Source organism: Nocardioides sp., from assembly GCF_014360585.1.
Lineage (GTDB): Bacteria > Actinomycetota > Actinomycetes > Propionibacteriales > Nocardioidaceae > Nocardioides.
On record NZ_JACIXG010000051.1, the window covers coordinates 21,637 to 37,040 of the forward strand.

Genomic DNA, 15,404 nt, shown 5'->3' on the forward strand with positions numbered 1-15,404 from the left:
ATAACGCGGCCAGACTCATCCCTCCGCGGTATGGGTGTGCATGCGCACGCCGTCACTGTTGAAGATGCTCAGGACCTGAGCCGGGCGCGACCCGGTCGCGAAGATCGCGTGCGGCACCCTCGTGTCGAACTCGGCGGCCTCGCCACGGGTCAGCACCAGGTCGCGGTCACCCAGCAGCAGCCGGAGCTTGCCGGAGATGACGTAGAGCCATTCGTAGCCGTCATGGACCCGCGGCTCCGGCACCTCGGTGACCGGCTGGTAGGTGATCTTGAAGGTGTTCACCGGCGACCCCTCGGGGGTCAGCGGCGCGATCTCCATCCCGTCGCGGCGGATCACCGGCCTGCGTACGCGGGGATCCGGGACCGAGGGCGTCACCAGGCTGTCGAGGCCGACGCCGAGGTGGCGGGTCAGCGGGATCAGCAGCTCCAGGCTCGCCTGACGCTTGCCCGACTCGAGCCGCGACAGCGTGCTGGGCGACATCTCCGCCATCGCAGCCAGCTGGTCCAGCGTCCAGCCCTTGCTGTGCCGGATCGCCCGGATCCGCGGGCCGACCTGCTTGAGCTCGTCGATCATGTGCTCCATCTCCCATTTGCCAAATCTGCAAGAAGTCTTGCCGTTCCTTCATTTTGCCAGTCAACTGGTGACATGACAGAAAACACCGAACACCTCGACGCAATCGTCATCGGCGGCGGAGCCGCCGGACTCTCCGCAGCCCTCATGCTCGGCCGCGCCCGCCGCAGGACCCTTGTGGTCGACTCCGGACTTCCCCGCAACCGCTTCGCGGCGCACATGCACGGCGTCCTCGGCCACGAGGGCATCGACCCCGCCGACCTGCTGCGCAGGGGCCGCGAGGAGCTGGCCACGTACGACGTGGAGATCCGCCCGGGCCGTGTCGCCCGTCTCGACGAGACGGACACCGGCGTGAGCGTCCTCCTGGAGGACGGGGCGCGACTGACCGGTCGCGTCGCGATCGTCGCGACCGGCGTCACCGACGAGCTCCCCGACATCCCGGGCCTGGCCGAGCGCTGGGGCGCCACCGTCCTGCACTGCCCTTACTGCCACGGCTGGGAGGTGCGTGACCGACGGATCGGAGTGCTGACCACCTCTCCCCTCGGCATGCACCAGGCGCAGCTGATCCGGCAGTGGAGCGACGACGTCGTCGTCTTCACCGCCGGACTCGGTCCGTTCGAGGAGGCCGACGAGCAGCGGTTGCGCGCGCGTGGGGTCGAGCTCGTCGCCGCGCCCGTCATCGAGGTGCTCGGCGAGGGCGACCAGGTCACCGCGGTGCGCACCGCCGACGGGCTGGTCACCGAGGTCGGCGCCATCTTCACCGCCGGGACACTGCGCCCGCACGATGACTTCCTGGCCCACCTCGACCTCGCGCGCGAAGAATCGATGGTCGGCAGCTTCCTTGCCGTCGACGCGACCGGCAAGACCAGCAGCGACCGGATCTGGGCTGTCGGCAACGTGTCCAACCCGATGGCCAACGTCCCGATCAGCATGAGCGCCGGCACCATGGCCGGCAGCTTCGTGAACATGGCCCTGGTCACCGACGACTTCGACCGCGCCGTCGCGGAGCCTGCCGAGCCCGAGACCGCCGAGGCGGGCGACCCGGTCGCCTTCTGGCAGGAGAGGTACGCCGGCAGCGACCACGTCTGGTCCGGCAAGGTCAACAAGGTGCTCGGTGACATCGCCCCCGGCCTGGAGCCGGGGACGGCGCTCGACCTCGGCTGCGGCGAGGGGGCTGACGTGATCTGGCTGGCGCAGCAGGGATGGCGGGCCACCGGGATCGACATCTCGAGCAACGCCGTGGACCGGGCCCGAAACGCCGCCCTGGCGGCGGGCCTCACCGAGGAGCAGGCCCGGTTCGTCGCCTCCGACCTGGCCGGACTCGACGGATCCGGAGGCTACGACCTGGTCACCGCCAGCTTCTTCCAGTCCCCCGTCGAGCTGCCCCGTGCCGACATCCTCCGCCGGGCGGCCGGGCTGGTGAACCCCGGAGGTCACCTGCTCATCACCTCGCACGCCGCAGCACCTTCCTGGGCCGACGCCGCCATGCACGAGCACCGCTTCCTCGACGCCAAGGAGGAGCTCGAGGCGCTCGACCTGTCCGAGGAGGCCTGGGAGACGGTCGTCCTCGAGCACCGCAACCGCCCTGTCACCAGCCCGTCCGGCGAGCCAGCCACCCTCGAGGACTCCGTGGTCCTGATCCGCCGCAGGTGACCCCTGGGTGGCGCCCGAAAGCTGAGACGGATCGCGCAGCTGGACAGGCACTTCATGGAGTTGACGGGTGTTTCAGTGCCCGTCAACTCCAGGCCTGAGAAATGTGTAGAGGCCGGTCGACCGGGTATCCCACGAGCCCAGCAAACCCCCGACTACGCCGCGCCGCAGCTCTCGGTCAGGAACTCGCCAAGGCGCTCGTAGGCGAGGTTCTGGGCCTCGCTGCGCTCGAGCGGGTCCTCGCCGCGGCCGGTGCGCAGGGCGTCCTCGATCATCATCCGCACGCCTTCGACGGCAGCAGCCGGCGTACCTTCGGGAACGCCCATCGACTGCAGGCTCGTCGCCGCCAGTCCCAGCGCGGTCTCGTTCTCGTCGTTCGGCGTGGACATCTGGGCAGCATGGGCGTTCGCCATCGTCTGTACGCCGCCGCAGAACTCCTCCAGGGAGGCGACCGGCCCCGAAGCGACCGGAGCGGCGGAGGAGCCCGCGGCGCCCGGCCCACCCGAAGCCGGGGCATCGCCGGAACCGAGGTCGCGGGTGAGCACCACGACTCCGATCGCGACCGCGATCAGCACGCCGACGACGAGCGCACGCGAAGGATGCGGGAGCCGCTCTCGCCAGGCCGGCTCGCTTTGCGCCGCGGCAGCGGCGCGTCGAGCCGGGTTTCCGGACCGCTTCCCCGGCTGGTTCCCAGAGCTCACCGGACAGCGCTCACTGGTAGGTGTTGGCCGGCGCCTCGCGCGGCTCGACGGAGGTGGCCTCGATGGCGGTCTCCGACTTGCCGCCCGGCGCGGTGCCCTCGACCCAGCGACCGGTGACCGCGACCCAGGCGTCGCGCTCGGGAGCGTCGTCGTAGTCCTCCACGCGCACCCGCGAGGCGCTCGCGTCGGCGGCACAGCAGGCGATCGCGATCCGGGTGACGTACCAGTTGCCCTTCTCGTCGGTGCTGACGAAGCCGGTCAGGCGGATGTCGCGGCCCTTGATCGTCGAGCCGTCCTCCACCCCGGCGCGCCACATGAACTCGGCGACCTCGACGTCCACCGGCCCGTCCGAGGCCGGCAGCGGCAGGATCTCGGCGTCGGGAGCCGCCGCTACCGGATCGCCGGCACGACGCTCGGCGAGGTAGGCACCCAGCGACGGCGGGCTGGCGACGAAGACGATCACACCGGGCACGATCGCCAGCCAGGTCATCGCCGGGACCTTGTGGCCATGCTCGTGGTCGTCCTCGCCCTCATCCCCCGGCTCTGGACGCAGCAGCATCCACGCCGTCAGACCGAGGAGCACCACACCGGTGACGATCAGCGGCCACTTCATCCAGTCGGTGACGTATCTCAGATAGCCGTCGCCGAGCGCGAGCCGCAGCAGTACGGCGCCGAGGAAACCGACCACCAGAGCCTGAGTTGTCCTAGTCACGCGGCCACCTCCGTTGCGCAAGCGCCATCGTACGGACGCGGCCGCGCCTTGGCCGGACGGATCGCTCGCTGACGCTCACTCACAGCAACCACCATCCGATGCCGACGGCGGAGGCGACCGCCGTGATGATCACCAAGGGTACGAAACGAAGTGCGAAGCCCATGCCGAAATGGCCGGCTTCCATGGAAGCGAGCTTGATGTCCATCGCCGGACCGACGACGAGGAAGACCAGCTTCGCGGTGTCGGAGAACGCCGTGAACGAGGCTGCGACGAAGGCGTCCGACTCGGAGCAGAGCGCGACGATGAACGCGAACAGCGCCAGCGTCAGGATCCCCAGCACCGCCTGCCCGGCGACGGTGTTGACCACCGAGCGGGGTACGAAGGTGTTGACCGCCGCCGCCAGCATGGCCCCCAGGACCAGGAACCCGGAGGCGTGCAGGAAGTCGTGGCTGACGTTGCCGAGGAACGACCGCTCGTGGGCGTGCTGGTCGCGACCGAGGTTGGTCAGCCGCTCGAGCAGCAGCTTGCCGCGGGCGAGCATGAGCCAGCCGACCGCGACGGCCGTGATCATCGAGGCCATGAACCGAGCCAGCACCATCATCGGCTGGCCGGGGAAGGCGACCGCCGTCGAGACCAGAACCGCCGGGTTGACCGCGGGCGCGGCCAGCATGAACGTCAGCGCCACGGCGGGGGCGACCCCACGACGGATGAGCGAGTTGGTCACCGGCACCGCGGCACACTCGCAGCCCGGCAGCCCGATCCCGGCCAGGCCGGCGACCGGGACGCCGAGCGCGGGGCTCTTCGGCACGATCTTGCTCAGCGCCTTCTCCGAGAGGAACGTCGAGATGAGGGCGCTGAGCAGCACGCCGCCCAGCAGGAATGGCGCCGACTGCACCACGATGGCGACGAAGATCGTGCCCCAGGTGTTGAACAGGTCATGGTCCAGCAGCGGCAGCAGCCAGCGCTGGGAGAGCAGGACGACGAGCAGGACGATCGCCACGATCTCTGTCTGCCCCAGCTGGAACCCCGGCTTCTCGGCCGCCGCCCGCTCCGGGGCCTTCGTACTCATTCCGCCGCCTCCGTCGAAGGAGAGGGAGAATACGGACGCGACGGCCTGAGGCCCACGGCCGCTCGCTTGCGCTCGCTCATGAGGCGTGTGTCTAGCACAGCCCGGCGACCGCCGGGTAGCGCCCCGCCGACTCGGAATGGTTCCGGTTAGGCTTCGCCGACGTCACCAGCTGGACTTGGTGATCCCCGGCAGATGCCCCTTGTGCGCGAGCTCGCGGAATCGGATCCGGGACACGCCCGCCTTGCGCAGATAGCCTCGCGGTCGGCCGTCGACCTGGTCACGGTTGCGCAGGCGCACCGGCGAGGAGTCGCGCGGCAGCCGCGAGAGCGCACGGACGGCCTCGGCCTGCTCGGCCGAGCCCGGCTCCGCGGCCCGGATCTGCTCCTTGAGCGCCGCCCGACGCTCCGCGTACCGTTCGACGATCTCGCGGCGCTTCGCCTCGGCCGCGATCTTGGACTTCTTGGCCATCAGACCTTCTCCCCTCGGGCGCGCATCTCGGCGACGACGGCCTCGATGCCGCGTACGTCGATCTGCTTGATCGCGTTGGTGCTGAGCCGCAGCGTGACCTTCCGGCCCAGGCTGGGCACGAAGTAGGTCTTCTTCTGCAGGTTCACCTCCCAGCGTCGCCGGGTCGCCTTCTTGGACCAGGGGCGGTTGTTTCCGAAGCCCGGGCGGGCACCGGTGACCTGACACGTGCGTGACATGACAGCCTTTCGTCTTATCGGGAATCATTTTCATTATTGCACAGCCGTCCCGCGACGCGTCATCGTCGACCCGCTGGACACGGGATTCGTTCCGATACCGACTAGCATGGCGCTCATGGCACCAACCCAGCAGGTCAAGCGGCGCGCGACCAATCAGGGCGCCGCGGTGAAGGAGGCCCTCGCCGCCGAGGACACCTTCCGCAGCGCCCAGGACGTCTACGCCACGCTGCGCGCGAGCGGCGAGAAGATCGGCCTCTCCACGGTCTATCGCCACCTGCAGATCTTCGTCGACGACGGGCTCGCCGATGTGATCCACAAGCCCGACGGCGAGTCCACCTACCGGCTGTGCGGGGACGCCTCCACGACCCATCACCACCATCTGGTGTGCCGTCAGTGCGGCAAGGCGGTGGAGATCGAGGGCCCGGCCGTGGAGACCTGGGCCGACAAGGTGGCGGCGCAGCACGGCTTCTCCGACGTCAACCACACGGTCGAGATCTTCGGCCTCTGCACCGCCTGCGCCGCCTGACCCGGCTCAGGGCATGTCTGGTAAAGACACGGCGGCCGCGAGCGGCGTTTCGGGCCGATCTGGCAAGGCGTCCGCCACGAAGGCATCCTGGAGGCTGTCGAGTGGCGGCAACGCAGCCAGATCGGATGCGAAACGTCGCGTAGCGCGCGTGGATTTGCCAGACATGCCCTAGCCCGCCCGGCCGCGTCTGCTCGCCAAGGCGAGCGCGAGGTCGATCAGCAGGAACGCCACCAGGCTGATCCCCAGCAGCGGGAAGAACCAGCCGACGAGCACGGTCACCGCGACGCCGCCGGCCAGCACGGTCCGCGGCAGTCGCCGCCAGGCGCCGCGTGGCACCGGCCTGCCGAACCGCAGCCGACTCGTGCCGCGAGGACGCCGCAGCCACCACATCCGGTAGCCCAGGAGCGTGAGGGCGATCAGCCCGATCGCCACCGCTGCCAGGACGATCTGGTTGGCGACGCCGAACAGGATCCCCATGTGAGCGCCGATGCTCCAGGTGGTCAGCTTGGCCATCACCGGCCAGTCGGCGAAGTCGACGCGGTCCACGACCGCGCCGCTGGCCGGATCGACGGCGACGGTGTCGTAGCTCGTGGGCCAGTCACGCTTGTTCTCCGCGGCCGTCCAGGCGCTGTCCGCGTCCGTCGGCGGAGTCAGGTAGAGCGGGTCACCGAGACCCTCCTCGCGGGCGGCGGCGAGCACACCGTCGATGCCGACACCGTCGACCAGGAGCGCGTCCGGGTCCTCGCCGGACGTCGCCGCGCCCGGCCCGTGGTGCTCGTGACCGACCGACGAGGTCTCGCCCTCCAGCGAGGTCGTCGGAAGCGGCTTCATCCAGGCCAGAGCGGTACGCAGCTCCTCGACGTTGGCTCCGGCGTAGCGCGACCAGGTCACCCCGGAGACCGACAGGACCAGCGCACCGAGCAGGACCCAGACGCCGATCGCGCCGTGCCACGACATCACCCGTGCCCGGCCGCGGGCATCGAGGCGATGTCCCGAGCTTGTCGAAGGGTCGGGCGTCAGCAGCCGGCGGGTGCGCCGCTCGCGCCGGCGCTTGGCGATCCAGAGGGCCAGCCCGCCCAGGGCCACCACCCACAGCCAGCTCGCCGCGAGCTCGCTGTAGTTGCGGCCGAGCGCGCCGAGATGAAGGTTGCGGTGGAGGTCGTCGAGCCACGCGCGGAAGCCGAGCCACTGCCCATAGCTGCGTACCTGGCCCTCGACCTGGCCGGTGTAGGGGTTCACGAACACCGACATGTCGTAGCCGGTGGGGACGGTCTCGTCGGTGAAGACCACCCGGGTGCTGCGGTCGGCAGCCTCCGGGACGTCGACCCGGATGACCGCTCCGGCGGGGTGGGTCGCGCGGGCGGCGGCGACCTGCTCGGCGAGCGTCACCTGGCCACCTGCCGGGCCGACATCGGTCAGCTCGCGATAGGCGATCTGCTCCACCTGCGGGGCGATCGTGTAGAGCAGCCCGGTCACCGAGGCGACCAGGATGAACGGGGCCACCAGCACCCCGGCGTAGAAGTGCAGGCGCAGCACGAGCGGGCGGACCATCGGCCACCAGTCGCTTCGTCGGCTCGGCGGATCGGCCTGCGGGACGGTCCGTGGCTCGGCCGGTGATGGGGTCTGGAGCTGGGTGGGAACGGGCATTCGAGGTTTCTCTTCTCGCGATTTCGGGTACGCAAGACAGCCACCGGGCTCACCCGGTGGTGCTCGCAGAGGGATCTCAGAGGCCGATGGGCCTCGGCGGTCCCCTTCGCGGAGAGACGGCGACCCACGGAGCCGGTCGCGGGACGACCTGCCGCACCTCGGCGAGCAGGTCGCCGACGACCGCGAGCCGTGGGATCGGAAGGCGGCGTACGACCACGGCGAGAGCCCTGCGGTGCAGCCCCCAGACGATGACGGAGAGCACGGCCGCGCAGGCATGGGCCAGGAGCATCGGCCCACTGCCGTCGGCCGCGCCGACGGCGTGCTGGTGCTGGGCGCCGGGGGCCGCGGCGAAGGCCGCGAAGACCTCGTGGAGCCCCAGCTGGGACAGCCCGGCCGCGAGCGTGCCGGCGAGGAGGCCGACGCGACGCTGCAGCACCACGATGCCCATGCCGAAGACAGCCAGTGCCGCCGCGGCCAGCCAGCCGGCGCTCGGCAGAGCGCCGCCCGCGGCCACGTGGGCCAGGCCCGCACCGCTCATGATCTGGAGCGTGGCGAGCAGGGAGAGCCACACGCTTCCGCGTACCGGCCTCACCACTCGCAGCTCCACGCGCAGCACCGTATCCCGAGTCGGCGCCATGATCGGGCTCCTACGCTCGTGCCACGCTCAGGCGCTCAAAAGCTGGGCGATCGCGGTCAGAGCTCGTCGCTGCTTCCCTCGACGAGAAAGGTCGCCGGCCCACCCAGGTTCTCGTCGTCGGTCGGGATCATCGGGCTGACCGGTGTGCAGGCGAGCGTCCGCAGCTCGCAGGTGACGACCTGCCGTTCGCGCAGCACGTTGGTCGCGTTCGTGTCGATCCGCTCCGCGACACCGAAGAAGGTGTCCTCGTCGCTCCACCCGACCAGCTTGAAGTGCTCCCACGGCGCGTCGATCGCGCGTTGGCGGCCTGTCTTCGCGTCGTACGCCACCGCCTGGGTGGGCCACTCGCTCACGTCGAAGATCGTGCTCCGGTCCGGCGAGAGCCGACCGACCCCGGCGACCCAGGAGTCGGCCAGCTCCCGTCGCTTGCCCTCTCCGCCGAGGTAGACATGGAACCCGTCGGGGAACAGGGTCTCGGCGTAGCCCTCGTAGACCTCCCCGTCCGGACTGGCGCTCGCCGGTGTCGCGGAGCCGTCGTCGAGGTCGATGGTGGTGCTGTCGTAGAAGAGGTGCTCGTCGCTCACCCCGACCAGCAACGGCATGACCTCGCCGTAGAGGTCCTCCAGATCCGCACCGCCGTCGGGCTCCTCGTCAGGAGTTCGGTAGAGCTGCTCACCGGTGCGGGTGTCGAACGCCGCCACCTGGAGCACGTGGGTGCCGTACTCGTCAGTCGGGCCACGCGACTGGTCCACGGTGGCGAAGACCGAGCGGTCCGCCGACACGGCCAGGTTGCGCCAACCGACCTCCTCGACCTTCTCGGTCTCGCCCTCCGCGCTCGTGAACATAAGTGTCCGGCCGCGCATCCAGTAGACACCGGTGGCGCCGAGCACGAACTCGTCCACAGGCTCACCGAGATCGACGCTCCGCTCACCCACGTGCAGCGTGCCATCGGCGTACCAGGCCGGCGCCGTGGCCTCCCACTCGGTCGGTCCTACCGGCAGCGAGAACGGCTCCTTGCCGCCGACCGTCGCGGTCGAGCTGCCGCAGCCGGCTGCCACGAGGGCGACCAGTGCGCCGGCGACGACGACCGCGCGTGGGTTCATCGCGCCGTGGACTGGACCGGGGTGTGGTTGCGGGCGAGGAGCCAGATCATGGTGCCGTAGCAGGCGATCCGCAGCGCCCAGCCGAAGCCGGTGCGGAGGATGCCGAGGGCGAGGATCGCCCAGTCGCGGTCGATCGAGCCGCTCCAGGCGAGGAACCAGATCGGCCCCTGGATGGCGGCTCCGATCGCACCGGGCGCCAAGAAGAGCCAGGTCAGCCGCGTGCACAGCTTCACGATCTGCTTGTCCTGATGCCACTCGAGCGGATCGCCGCTGGCGACGCCGATGAAGAAGCCGAAGATCGGCCAGCCGATCAGGCACAGGCCGCCGACCAGGACCGTGTAGCCGAGGCTGATCAGGATGCCGGGCAGGAAGTAGGCCAGGGCCTGCTCCTCGGCTGATCCACCCATCGACTGGGCCAGCCGCACCACCGCGAAGCCGATGAGGATCCCGAAGATGGCGTTGCCGACGTACTGCAGGCTCGAGCGCTGCACCAGCCGCACCAGCAGGAAGATCGCCGCAGTCGCCGCCGAGGCGATCAGCGCGAACTTGAGGTCCTTGACCGCCAGCCAGGCGATGGTGAAGACCAGGCCGGGCACGCCGGCCTCGAGCATCCCACGCACACCTCCGAGCCCGGCGGACATCTGGCGGCGTACGACCGCCTCGACGGTGTCGACAGTCGGATGGTTGTGGTCGTGGTCGACCGGCCGGTCGTCGCCGGCTGGGGTCTCAGAGGTGGGGGTCACGTTTGGTTGGCTCACTCGTTGGGGTCCGGTATCAGCTCGTAGCGGGGGTTGAACATGATGCGCTGGCCGTCGTTGCGGCCGATGCGGCCCTGCACCTGCAGGGACCGGCCCGGGCTGACCCCGGCGATGCGCCGGCGGCCCAGCCAGATGAGCGTCAGTGTGCCGGAGCCGTCGAAGAGCTCGGCCTCCAGCGCCGGGACGCCGCCGCGCGGTCGCAGAGTGATCGTACGCAGCGTCCCCCGCAACCGCACCGTCTCACGGTCGGGCGCGTCGGCGATGGAGGCGACATCCTTGGCGACGTGCGCTGCCCGGATCTCGCTCGCATCGATCGAGGCGGTGTTCGCCCAGTCGCTGAGCTTCGCACGCAGCCGGCCCTTGGACATCGCTAGCCGATCATTTCTCGACGCGGCGCGCGTTGGGCGGCAGCTTCACCTCGAGCGCCTCGCCCTTGGGCTTGGCACCCTCCCCGCGGCACACGACGACCTGCTCGAGGAGCTTCTCCCACTCCTTGCCCGCGGTCGGCTCCATCGCCGGGCGGCCGAGCATGGTGGCGCGGAGCATCCAGCGCGGACCGTTGACGCCGATGATGCGGGTCTGCTGGACGGCCGGCTGACCGTCGGGCAGCTTCACCTTCATCTGTGTGATCAGCTCGGTGCCCCACGGACCCTCCAGGTCGGCGGTCGCGCCGCCGCGCTGCTGGACGTCCTCGCGCAGCATCGGCAGCGACTCGGTCCACAGGTCGCCGTCGCGGGGCGCGGCGAAGGCGCGCAGCTCCATGGCGCCGTCCTCGGCGGTCAGCATCACGGCCGCGATCTGGCCGGAGCTCTCGTCCACCTGCAGGCGCAGCTCCTTGCCCGGCGCCGGGGCGAGCATCATCGAGCCGAGGTCCACCCAGTCACCGGTGATCAGCCCGTCGGGGACCGAGTCGATGTCGAACGGTCCGATCTCGGGAGCTGCGGGCACCGGCCGCTCGGAGGCCACCGGGCCCTCCTCGACCGATGCAGATGGCTCTCCACGGTGGGAGGGCGCGGACTTGCGACGGAACTTCACGACCATCTGCTTTCAGGTTGCGGTGACTCTGTGAGAAGACTTATCTAACACTGATCCTCAGCGGTTGGAGAAGCCCCCCGTAGAACCGTAACCCCCATCGCCACGAACCGAGTCCGGTAACTCGGAGACTTCGACGAAGCTGGCCTGCTCCACGCGCTGGATCACCAGCTGGGCGATCCGGTCACCGCGCCGCAGCTCGATGGCCTCGACGGGGTCGAGGTTGATCAGCGCCACCTTCACCTCACCGCGGTACCCGGCGTCGACCGTCCCCGGGGCGTTGACGATGGAGAGCCCGTGCTTGGCGGCCAGCCCGGAGCGCGGATGCACCATGCCGGCGTACCCGTGCGGCAGGGCGATCGCGATCCCGGTCGGCACCAGCGCCCGCTCCCCCGGTTTCAGGGTCACGTCCACGGTCGTCCGCAGGTCGGCTCCGGCGTCCCCGGGGTGGGCGTACGCAGGTGGCGGCAGCTCCGCGTCCAGCCGCACCAGGGCTACTTCGAGATCAGACACACCCCGCACCCTAATGGGGCCGAGGCTCACCCGATTCGTGACTCCCTTGCCCGACATGAAAAACTCACGATTCGTGAGCACCTCCGCGTACGACGAGCGACTGACCGTACCGCTGAGGTGGTGGGTCCAGGGCGTCATGTTCCTGGCGACCCTGTGGATCGCGGTCATCTTGTGGGTCCCGCCCGCGCTCGCCTGGGGCATCACCGCAGCGACCGTCGGTCTGTTCGCGCTGGCCATGATCGTCTACGGCAACGCCAGGATCACGGTCGCCGACGGCGTCCTGCGCGCCGGGCCCGCCCGGATCGAGGCTCGTTTCCTCGGCGAGGCCGTCGCTCTCGACGAGACCGAGGCACGTCATCTGGCGGGCCGCGACGCCGACGCCAGGGCGTACCTGCTCCTGCGTCCCTACCTCAAGCGTGCGGTGCGGATCGCCATCGAGGACCCGGCCGACCCGGCGCCCTACTGGCTGCTGTTCACCCGCCACCCGGTCGCCCTCGCCAAGTCGGTCAACGCGCTCCGCGCGAGTCTGTGAGCGCCATCCCCGCGCACATGGCCTAGGCTCGAGGCATGTCCAAGTCCACCAAGGCTGACAAAGCCGAGAAGGCTGACAAGGTCTGGGCGATCATGGCCCTCGTCAGCGGAATCGGGGCCGCGAAGGCCACCAACAAGGTTCTCTCCACCGGGTGGAAGGCGTCCACCGGGCGCAAACCACCGGCCAACCCCGCCGACCCCGACGTACGCCTCGTGGAGGCCGTGCTCTGGTCTGCTGCGACCGGCGCCACCATCGCGCTCGCGCGGATGTTCGCCCAGCGGCGTGCGGCCAACTACTACGTGAAGTCGGTCGGGCGGTTGCCGAAGCAGCTGGAGAAGGACGGAGCCTGAGATAGCAGAAAGGCCGCACGGATTCCGTGCGGCCTTTGCTTATCAGCCTGGCTTGCGTCGGGCTTTCCGCCGAGTCGGCGCGTTTGCACAGAGCGCTTGCTAGCGCAAGCTATGCAAACCCGCCGACTCGGCGGCTTTCGACGGCGCTACGCGCAGTCGAAGCAAATCATCTTCTTCTCGTCAGCCAGCTGGCTGCGGTGGTGGACCAGGAAGCAGCTCATACAGGTGAACTCGTCCTCCTGCTTCGGCTTCACCTCGACCGCGAGCTCCTCGTGGCTGAGGTCGGCTCCAGGGAGCTCGAACGACTCCGCCGCCTCAGCCTCGTCCTCATCGACCTTGCCCGAGTTCTTGTCGTGACGACGAGCCTTGAGCTCTTCGATGCTCTCCTCGGACTGGTCCTCTTCATTCTTACGCGGTGCGTCGTAGTCCGTCGCCATTTGCGCCACTCCCCTTCTCACTCATCTTCAGTCCCCCCGCGCGCCCCCGAGGGCAGCGGCACGGCCCGTGATTGTGCACCATCCACGTGCATTTCGCACACTCTGCCGGGTTCCGCGTCGCCGAAACGTTCTGTCACCTGCGGGTATTCCCTATCACGGGGTAGGTGAGCAGTGACCTTCGGGTGGGTGAACGCGGTCTTGGCCGACGGAGCTCCGGGGCCTTCCCGGCCGTCGGCCGGTCATAGATCTACATCAACCGGCGGCATTCAGCCGGGTACGACACCCGGGAGCGACTCAACTGGCAGAAAACCGGCCTGAACAGCCGCTTTCCGCAGTTCGTCGTAGCCGTGGGCGGGTGCGACGAGGACGAACCGGCGGCCGCCGGCCCCGGTCGTCGCCTCCCACCGCGCTCCGGCCGCCTCGGCCACCAGGCACGCCGCAGCGTGGTCCCACAGATGCAGCCCCTCCTCCAGATAGCCGTCGAGGGTGCCGTCGGCCACCCCGCAGATGTCCAGGGCTGCCGAGCCGATGCGACGAACGTCACGTACGACCGGGAGGAGCCGCACCAGTGCCTCGGCCTGGATCCGGCGGAGCTCGGCGTCGTAGGAGAAGCCGGTGGCGATGAGTCGCTGGGCGAGCTCCGCGGGCTGGCGTACGGCCATGGGCTCGCCGTCCTTGACCGCGGCGGCCGATCCGTCCGGCTGGCGGAAGGCGGCGTAGAGGGTGCCGTGGGGCACGTCGACGACCGCCCCGGCGACCACCTCGCCGGCGTACTCCGCGGCGATCGAGACGGCGTAGCTGGGCAGGCCGTAGAGGAAGTTGACGGTGCCGTCGATCGGGTCGACGATCCAGCGGACACCGCTGGTGCCCGACGTCTCCTCACCCTCCTCGCCGAAGAAGGCGTCCTGCGGACGCTCCTGGGAGATCAGCCGCCGGATCAGCGCCTCGGTGTCGCGGTCTGCCTGGGTGACGACGTCGGTCGCGGTCGACTTGGTGGCTGCCACCTCGACCACGCCCGCGGCTCGCTCACGGACGAGGTCCGCGGCCGCGCGGGCGGTCGCCACGGCGAGGGCGAGCAGGTCTCCGGCCTTGGGAGTTGGGCACTGCGGTGCGGGCTGGGACGGCCCTGGACGCTCTGTCATGGGGCCGACCCTATGCCGCGGGTGATCACCCGGAGTACTGGGGCGAGTCCTCCCCGGACAGGGTCAGCAGCTGGGAGCGCTGGTTGAAGCAGCAGCCCACGGGACAGCGGTCGGGGCCGGGCCCCAGGTCACCGACGGTACGCCGCTCAGGGGTCTCTCCACGCGCTGCTGCGGCGCGCTCGAGGAGGAGGTCGCACACCGTCGCCACGAAGCGCGGGTCCTCGCCCGCGGTCGGGCTGCGCCGGGCCTGGATGCCGAGCCGCTCAGCGGTCGCCATGGCCTCGGTGTCGAGGTCGTAGACGACCTCCATGTGGTCGGAGACGAACCCGACCGGGCACATCACCACCGCACCAACGTTCCTGCCCGCCAGCTCCTCGAGATGGTCGTTCACATCCGGCTCGAGCCACGGGATGTGCGGGGCGCCGGAGCGGCTGCAGTAGACGAGGTCCCACTCGTGGGTCACGCCGCGACGCTGCGCCACCTGCTCGGCGATCACCGCGGCGACGTCGAGGTGCTGGGCGACGTACGCATTGCCCTCGGGGCCGGCGTTGTCGTTCATCGAGGTCGGGATCGAGTGGGTCACGAAGAGGATCCGCGCGCCGTCGCGCTCGTCCTCGGGCAGGTCCTCGAGAGAGGCGAGCACGCCGTCGACGACCGGCGCGACGAAGCCCGGGTGGTTGTAGTAGCGCCTCAGCTTGTCCAGCACCGGCGCCCCCTCGACACCACCGGACTTGTCGCACGCCTCGAAGAGGTTCTCGCGATACTGCCGGCACGAGGAGTACGAGGAGTAGGCGCTGGTCGCGAAGACCGCGGCACGCTCGATCCCGTCGGCCCGCATCTGCGCGACGGTGTCGCTCAGGTAGGGGTCCCAGTTGCGGTTGCCCCAGTAGACCGGCAGGTCGATCCCGTGCTCGGCCAGGTCGCTGCGCAGCGCAGCCAGGAAGGCCCGGTTCTGGTCGTTGATCGGCGACTTCCCGCCGCGGTCGAAGTAGTGCTGCCCCACCTCGACCAGCCGCTCCCGCGGGATCCCTCGCCCGCGCGTGACGTTCTCCAGGAACGGCACCACGTCCTCGGCTTTCTCCGGGCCCCCGAAGGAGACGAACAGCAAGGCATCGTAAGGAGAGACATCCACCCGGCCATCATATTGATCGGCCCCGCTGGTCGAGCCGCGAGGCCGCCCGCGGCCGAGCGTGTCGAGACCAACACAGTCCCATCCAGCGCGACATGGGGACTGTGTTGGTCTCGACACGCCTACGCCGGGCGGCTTCGGCGGCTCGACCAGCGGGGCTACTCCACCACGGAGGAGTAGGCGACGACACCG

The 15,404-nt window shown here is 69.9% G+C and carries 20 protein-coding genes; 4 read left to right on the forward strand and 16 right to left on the reverse strand.

Going from position 1 to position 15,404, the window contains the following annotated elements:
- Window positions 1-15: 15 nt before the first annotated feature.
- On the reverse strand, window positions 16-573 hold the full coding sequence (locus tag H5T77_RS16740) for a helix-turn-helix domain-containing protein (protein WP_292651098.1): 558 nt from the start codon (window positions 571-573) through the stop codon (window positions 16-18).
- Window positions 574-645: 72 nt separating this feature from the next.
- Here H5T77_RS16740 and H5T77_RS16745 point away from each other — a divergent pair, with 72 nt between their 5' ends.
- Window positions 646-2,223 carry a bifunctional NAD(P)/FAD-dependent oxidoreductase/class I SAM-dependent methyltransferase gene (locus H5T77_RS16745; RefSeq protein WP_292651099.1) on the forward strand — a complete coding sequence of 526 codons (1,578 nt, stop codon included), beginning with the start codon at window positions 646-648 and terminating at the stop codon, window positions 2,221-2,223.
- 152 nt (window positions 2,224-2,375) lie between these two features.
- Here H5T77_RS16745 and H5T77_RS16750 read toward each other — a convergent pair whose 3' ends face one another.
- From H5T77_RS16750 to rpmB, 5 genes are all read right to left on the reverse strand, one after another.
- Complete coding sequence (locus tag H5T77_RS16750; RefSeq protein WP_292651101.1) at window positions 2,376-2,921, reverse strand: hypothetical protein; 546 nt, start codon at window positions 2,919-2,921, stop codon at window positions 2,376-2,378.
- Window positions 2,922-2,931: 10 nt separating this feature from the next.
- Window positions 2,932-3,633, reverse strand: a complete 702-nt coding sequence (locus tag H5T77_RS16755) for a TIGR03943 family putative permease subunit (RefSeq protein ID WP_292651103.1) — start codon at window positions 3,631-3,633, stop codon at window positions 2,932-2,934.
- 79 nt (window positions 3,634-3,712) lie between these two features.
- Window positions 3,713-4,702 carry a permease gene (locus tag H5T77_RS16760; protein WP_292651105.1) on the reverse strand — a complete coding sequence of 330 codons (990 nt, stop codon included), beginning with the start codon at window positions 4,700-4,702 and terminating at the stop codon, window positions 3,713-3,715.
- 162 nt (window positions 4,703-4,864) lie between these two features.
- Entirely contained in the window at window positions 4,865-5,170 is a 306-nt protein-coding gene (gene rpsN / locus H5T77_RS16765; protein ID WP_292651106.1) for a 30S ribosomal protein S14, read from the reverse strand.
- Complete coding sequence (rpmB, locus tag H5T77_RS16770) at window positions 5,170-5,406, reverse strand: 50S ribosomal protein L28 (RefSeq protein WP_292651108.1); 237 nt, start codon at window positions 5,404-5,406, stop codon at window positions 5,170-5,172. Before rpmB ends, rpsN begins: the two co-directional genes overlap by 1 nt.
- A gap of 115 nt (window positions 5,407-5,521) precedes the next feature.
- Here rpmB and H5T77_RS16775 point away from each other — a divergent pair, with 115 nt between their 5' ends.
- Window positions 5,522-5,932: a Fur family transcriptional regulator gene (locus tag H5T77_RS16775; RefSeq protein WP_292651110.1), complete on the forward strand. Its 411-nt coding sequence runs from the start codon at window positions 5,522-5,524 to the stop codon at window positions 5,930-5,932.
- A gap of 168 nt (window positions 5,933-6,100) precedes the next feature.
- On the opposite strand, the gene H5T77_RS16780 is transcribed toward H5T77_RS16775, so the two are convergent.
- The 7 genes from H5T77_RS16780 to dut form a co-directional block, all read right to left on the reverse strand.
- Window positions 6,101-7,579 (reverse strand): PepSY-associated TM helix domain-containing protein, encoded by a 1,479-nt coding sequence (locus H5T77_RS16780; protein ID WP_292651112.1) that lies wholly within the window; start codon window positions 7,577-7,579, stop codon window positions 6,101-6,103.
- A 76-nt stretch (window positions 7,580-7,655) separates the two neighbouring features.
- Window positions 7,656-8,216: a cell division protein FtsQ gene (locus H5T77_RS16785; RefSeq protein ID WP_292651114.1), complete on the reverse strand. Its 561-nt coding sequence runs from the start codon at window positions 8,214-8,216 to the stop codon at window positions 7,656-7,658.
- A gap of 56 nt (window positions 8,217-8,272) precedes the next feature.
- Window positions 8,273-9,319, reverse strand: a complete 1,047-nt coding sequence (locus H5T77_RS16790) for a hypothetical protein (protein ID WP_292651116.1) — start codon at window positions 9,317-9,319, stop codon at window positions 8,273-8,275.
- Window positions 9,316-10,062 (reverse strand): DUF3159 domain-containing protein, encoded by a 747-nt coding sequence (locus H5T77_RS16795; protein WP_292651117.1) that lies wholly within the window; start codon window positions 10,060-10,062, stop codon window positions 9,316-9,318. Before H5T77_RS16795 ends, H5T77_RS16790 begins: the two co-directional genes overlap by 4 nt.
- Window positions 10,063-10,073: 11 nt before the next feature.
- Complete coding sequence (locus tag H5T77_RS16800) at window positions 10,074-10,445, reverse strand: OB-fold nucleic acid binding domain-containing protein (protein ID WP_292651119.1); 372 nt, start codon at window positions 10,443-10,445, stop codon at window positions 10,074-10,076.
- Between the two features lie 10 nt (window positions 10,446-10,455).
- Window positions 10,456-11,118, reverse strand: a complete 663-nt coding sequence (locus tag H5T77_RS16805; protein ID WP_292651121.1) for a DUF3710 domain-containing protein — start codon at window positions 11,116-11,118, stop codon at window positions 10,456-10,458.
- Window positions 11,119-11,169: 51 nt separating this feature from the next.
- Complete coding sequence (dut, locus tag H5T77_RS16810) at window positions 11,170-11,622, reverse strand: dUTP diphosphatase (protein WP_292651122.1); 453 nt, start codon at window positions 11,620-11,622, stop codon at window positions 11,170-11,172.
- A 73-nt stretch (window positions 11,623-11,695) separates the two neighbouring features.
- Here dut and H5T77_RS16815 point away from each other — a divergent pair, with 73 nt between their 5' ends.
- Complete coding sequence (locus H5T77_RS16815) at window positions 11,696-12,154, forward strand: DUF3093 domain-containing protein (RefSeq protein WP_292651124.1); 459 nt, start codon at window positions 11,696-11,698, stop codon at window positions 12,152-12,154.
- Between the two features lie 35 nt (window positions 12,155-12,189).
- Window positions 12,190-12,504, forward strand: a complete 315-nt coding sequence (locus H5T77_RS16820) for a DUF4235 domain-containing protein (protein ID WP_292651126.1) — start codon at window positions 12,190-12,192, stop codon at window positions 12,502-12,504.
- 146 nt (window positions 12,505-12,650) lie between these two features.
- Here the strand turns inward: H5T77_RS16820 and H5T77_RS16825 are convergent, their stop codons facing one another.
- From H5T77_RS16825 to H5T77_RS16835, 3 genes are all read right to left on the reverse strand, one after another.
- The gene (locus H5T77_RS16825; protein ID WP_040755057.1) at window positions 12,651-12,941 is read right to left on the reverse strand and encodes a DUF4193 domain-containing protein; all 291 of its coding nucleotides are present in this window, start codon (window positions 12,939-12,941) and stop codon (window positions 12,651-12,653) included.
- Between the two features lie 266 nt (window positions 12,942-13,207).
- Window positions 13,208-14,083, reverse strand: coding sequence for an inositol monophosphatase family protein (locus H5T77_RS16830; protein WP_292651135.1), 876 nt, complete (start codon window positions 14,081-14,083; stop codon window positions 13,208-13,210).
- Between the two features lie 25 nt (window positions 14,084-14,108).
- The gene (locus H5T77_RS16835; RefSeq protein ID WP_292651137.1) at window positions 14,109-15,215 is read right to left on the reverse strand and encodes a ferrochelatase; all 1,107 of its coding nucleotides are present in this window, start codon (window positions 15,213-15,215) and stop codon (window positions 14,109-14,111) included.
- Between the last annotated feature and the right edge of the window lie 189 nt (window positions 15,216-15,404).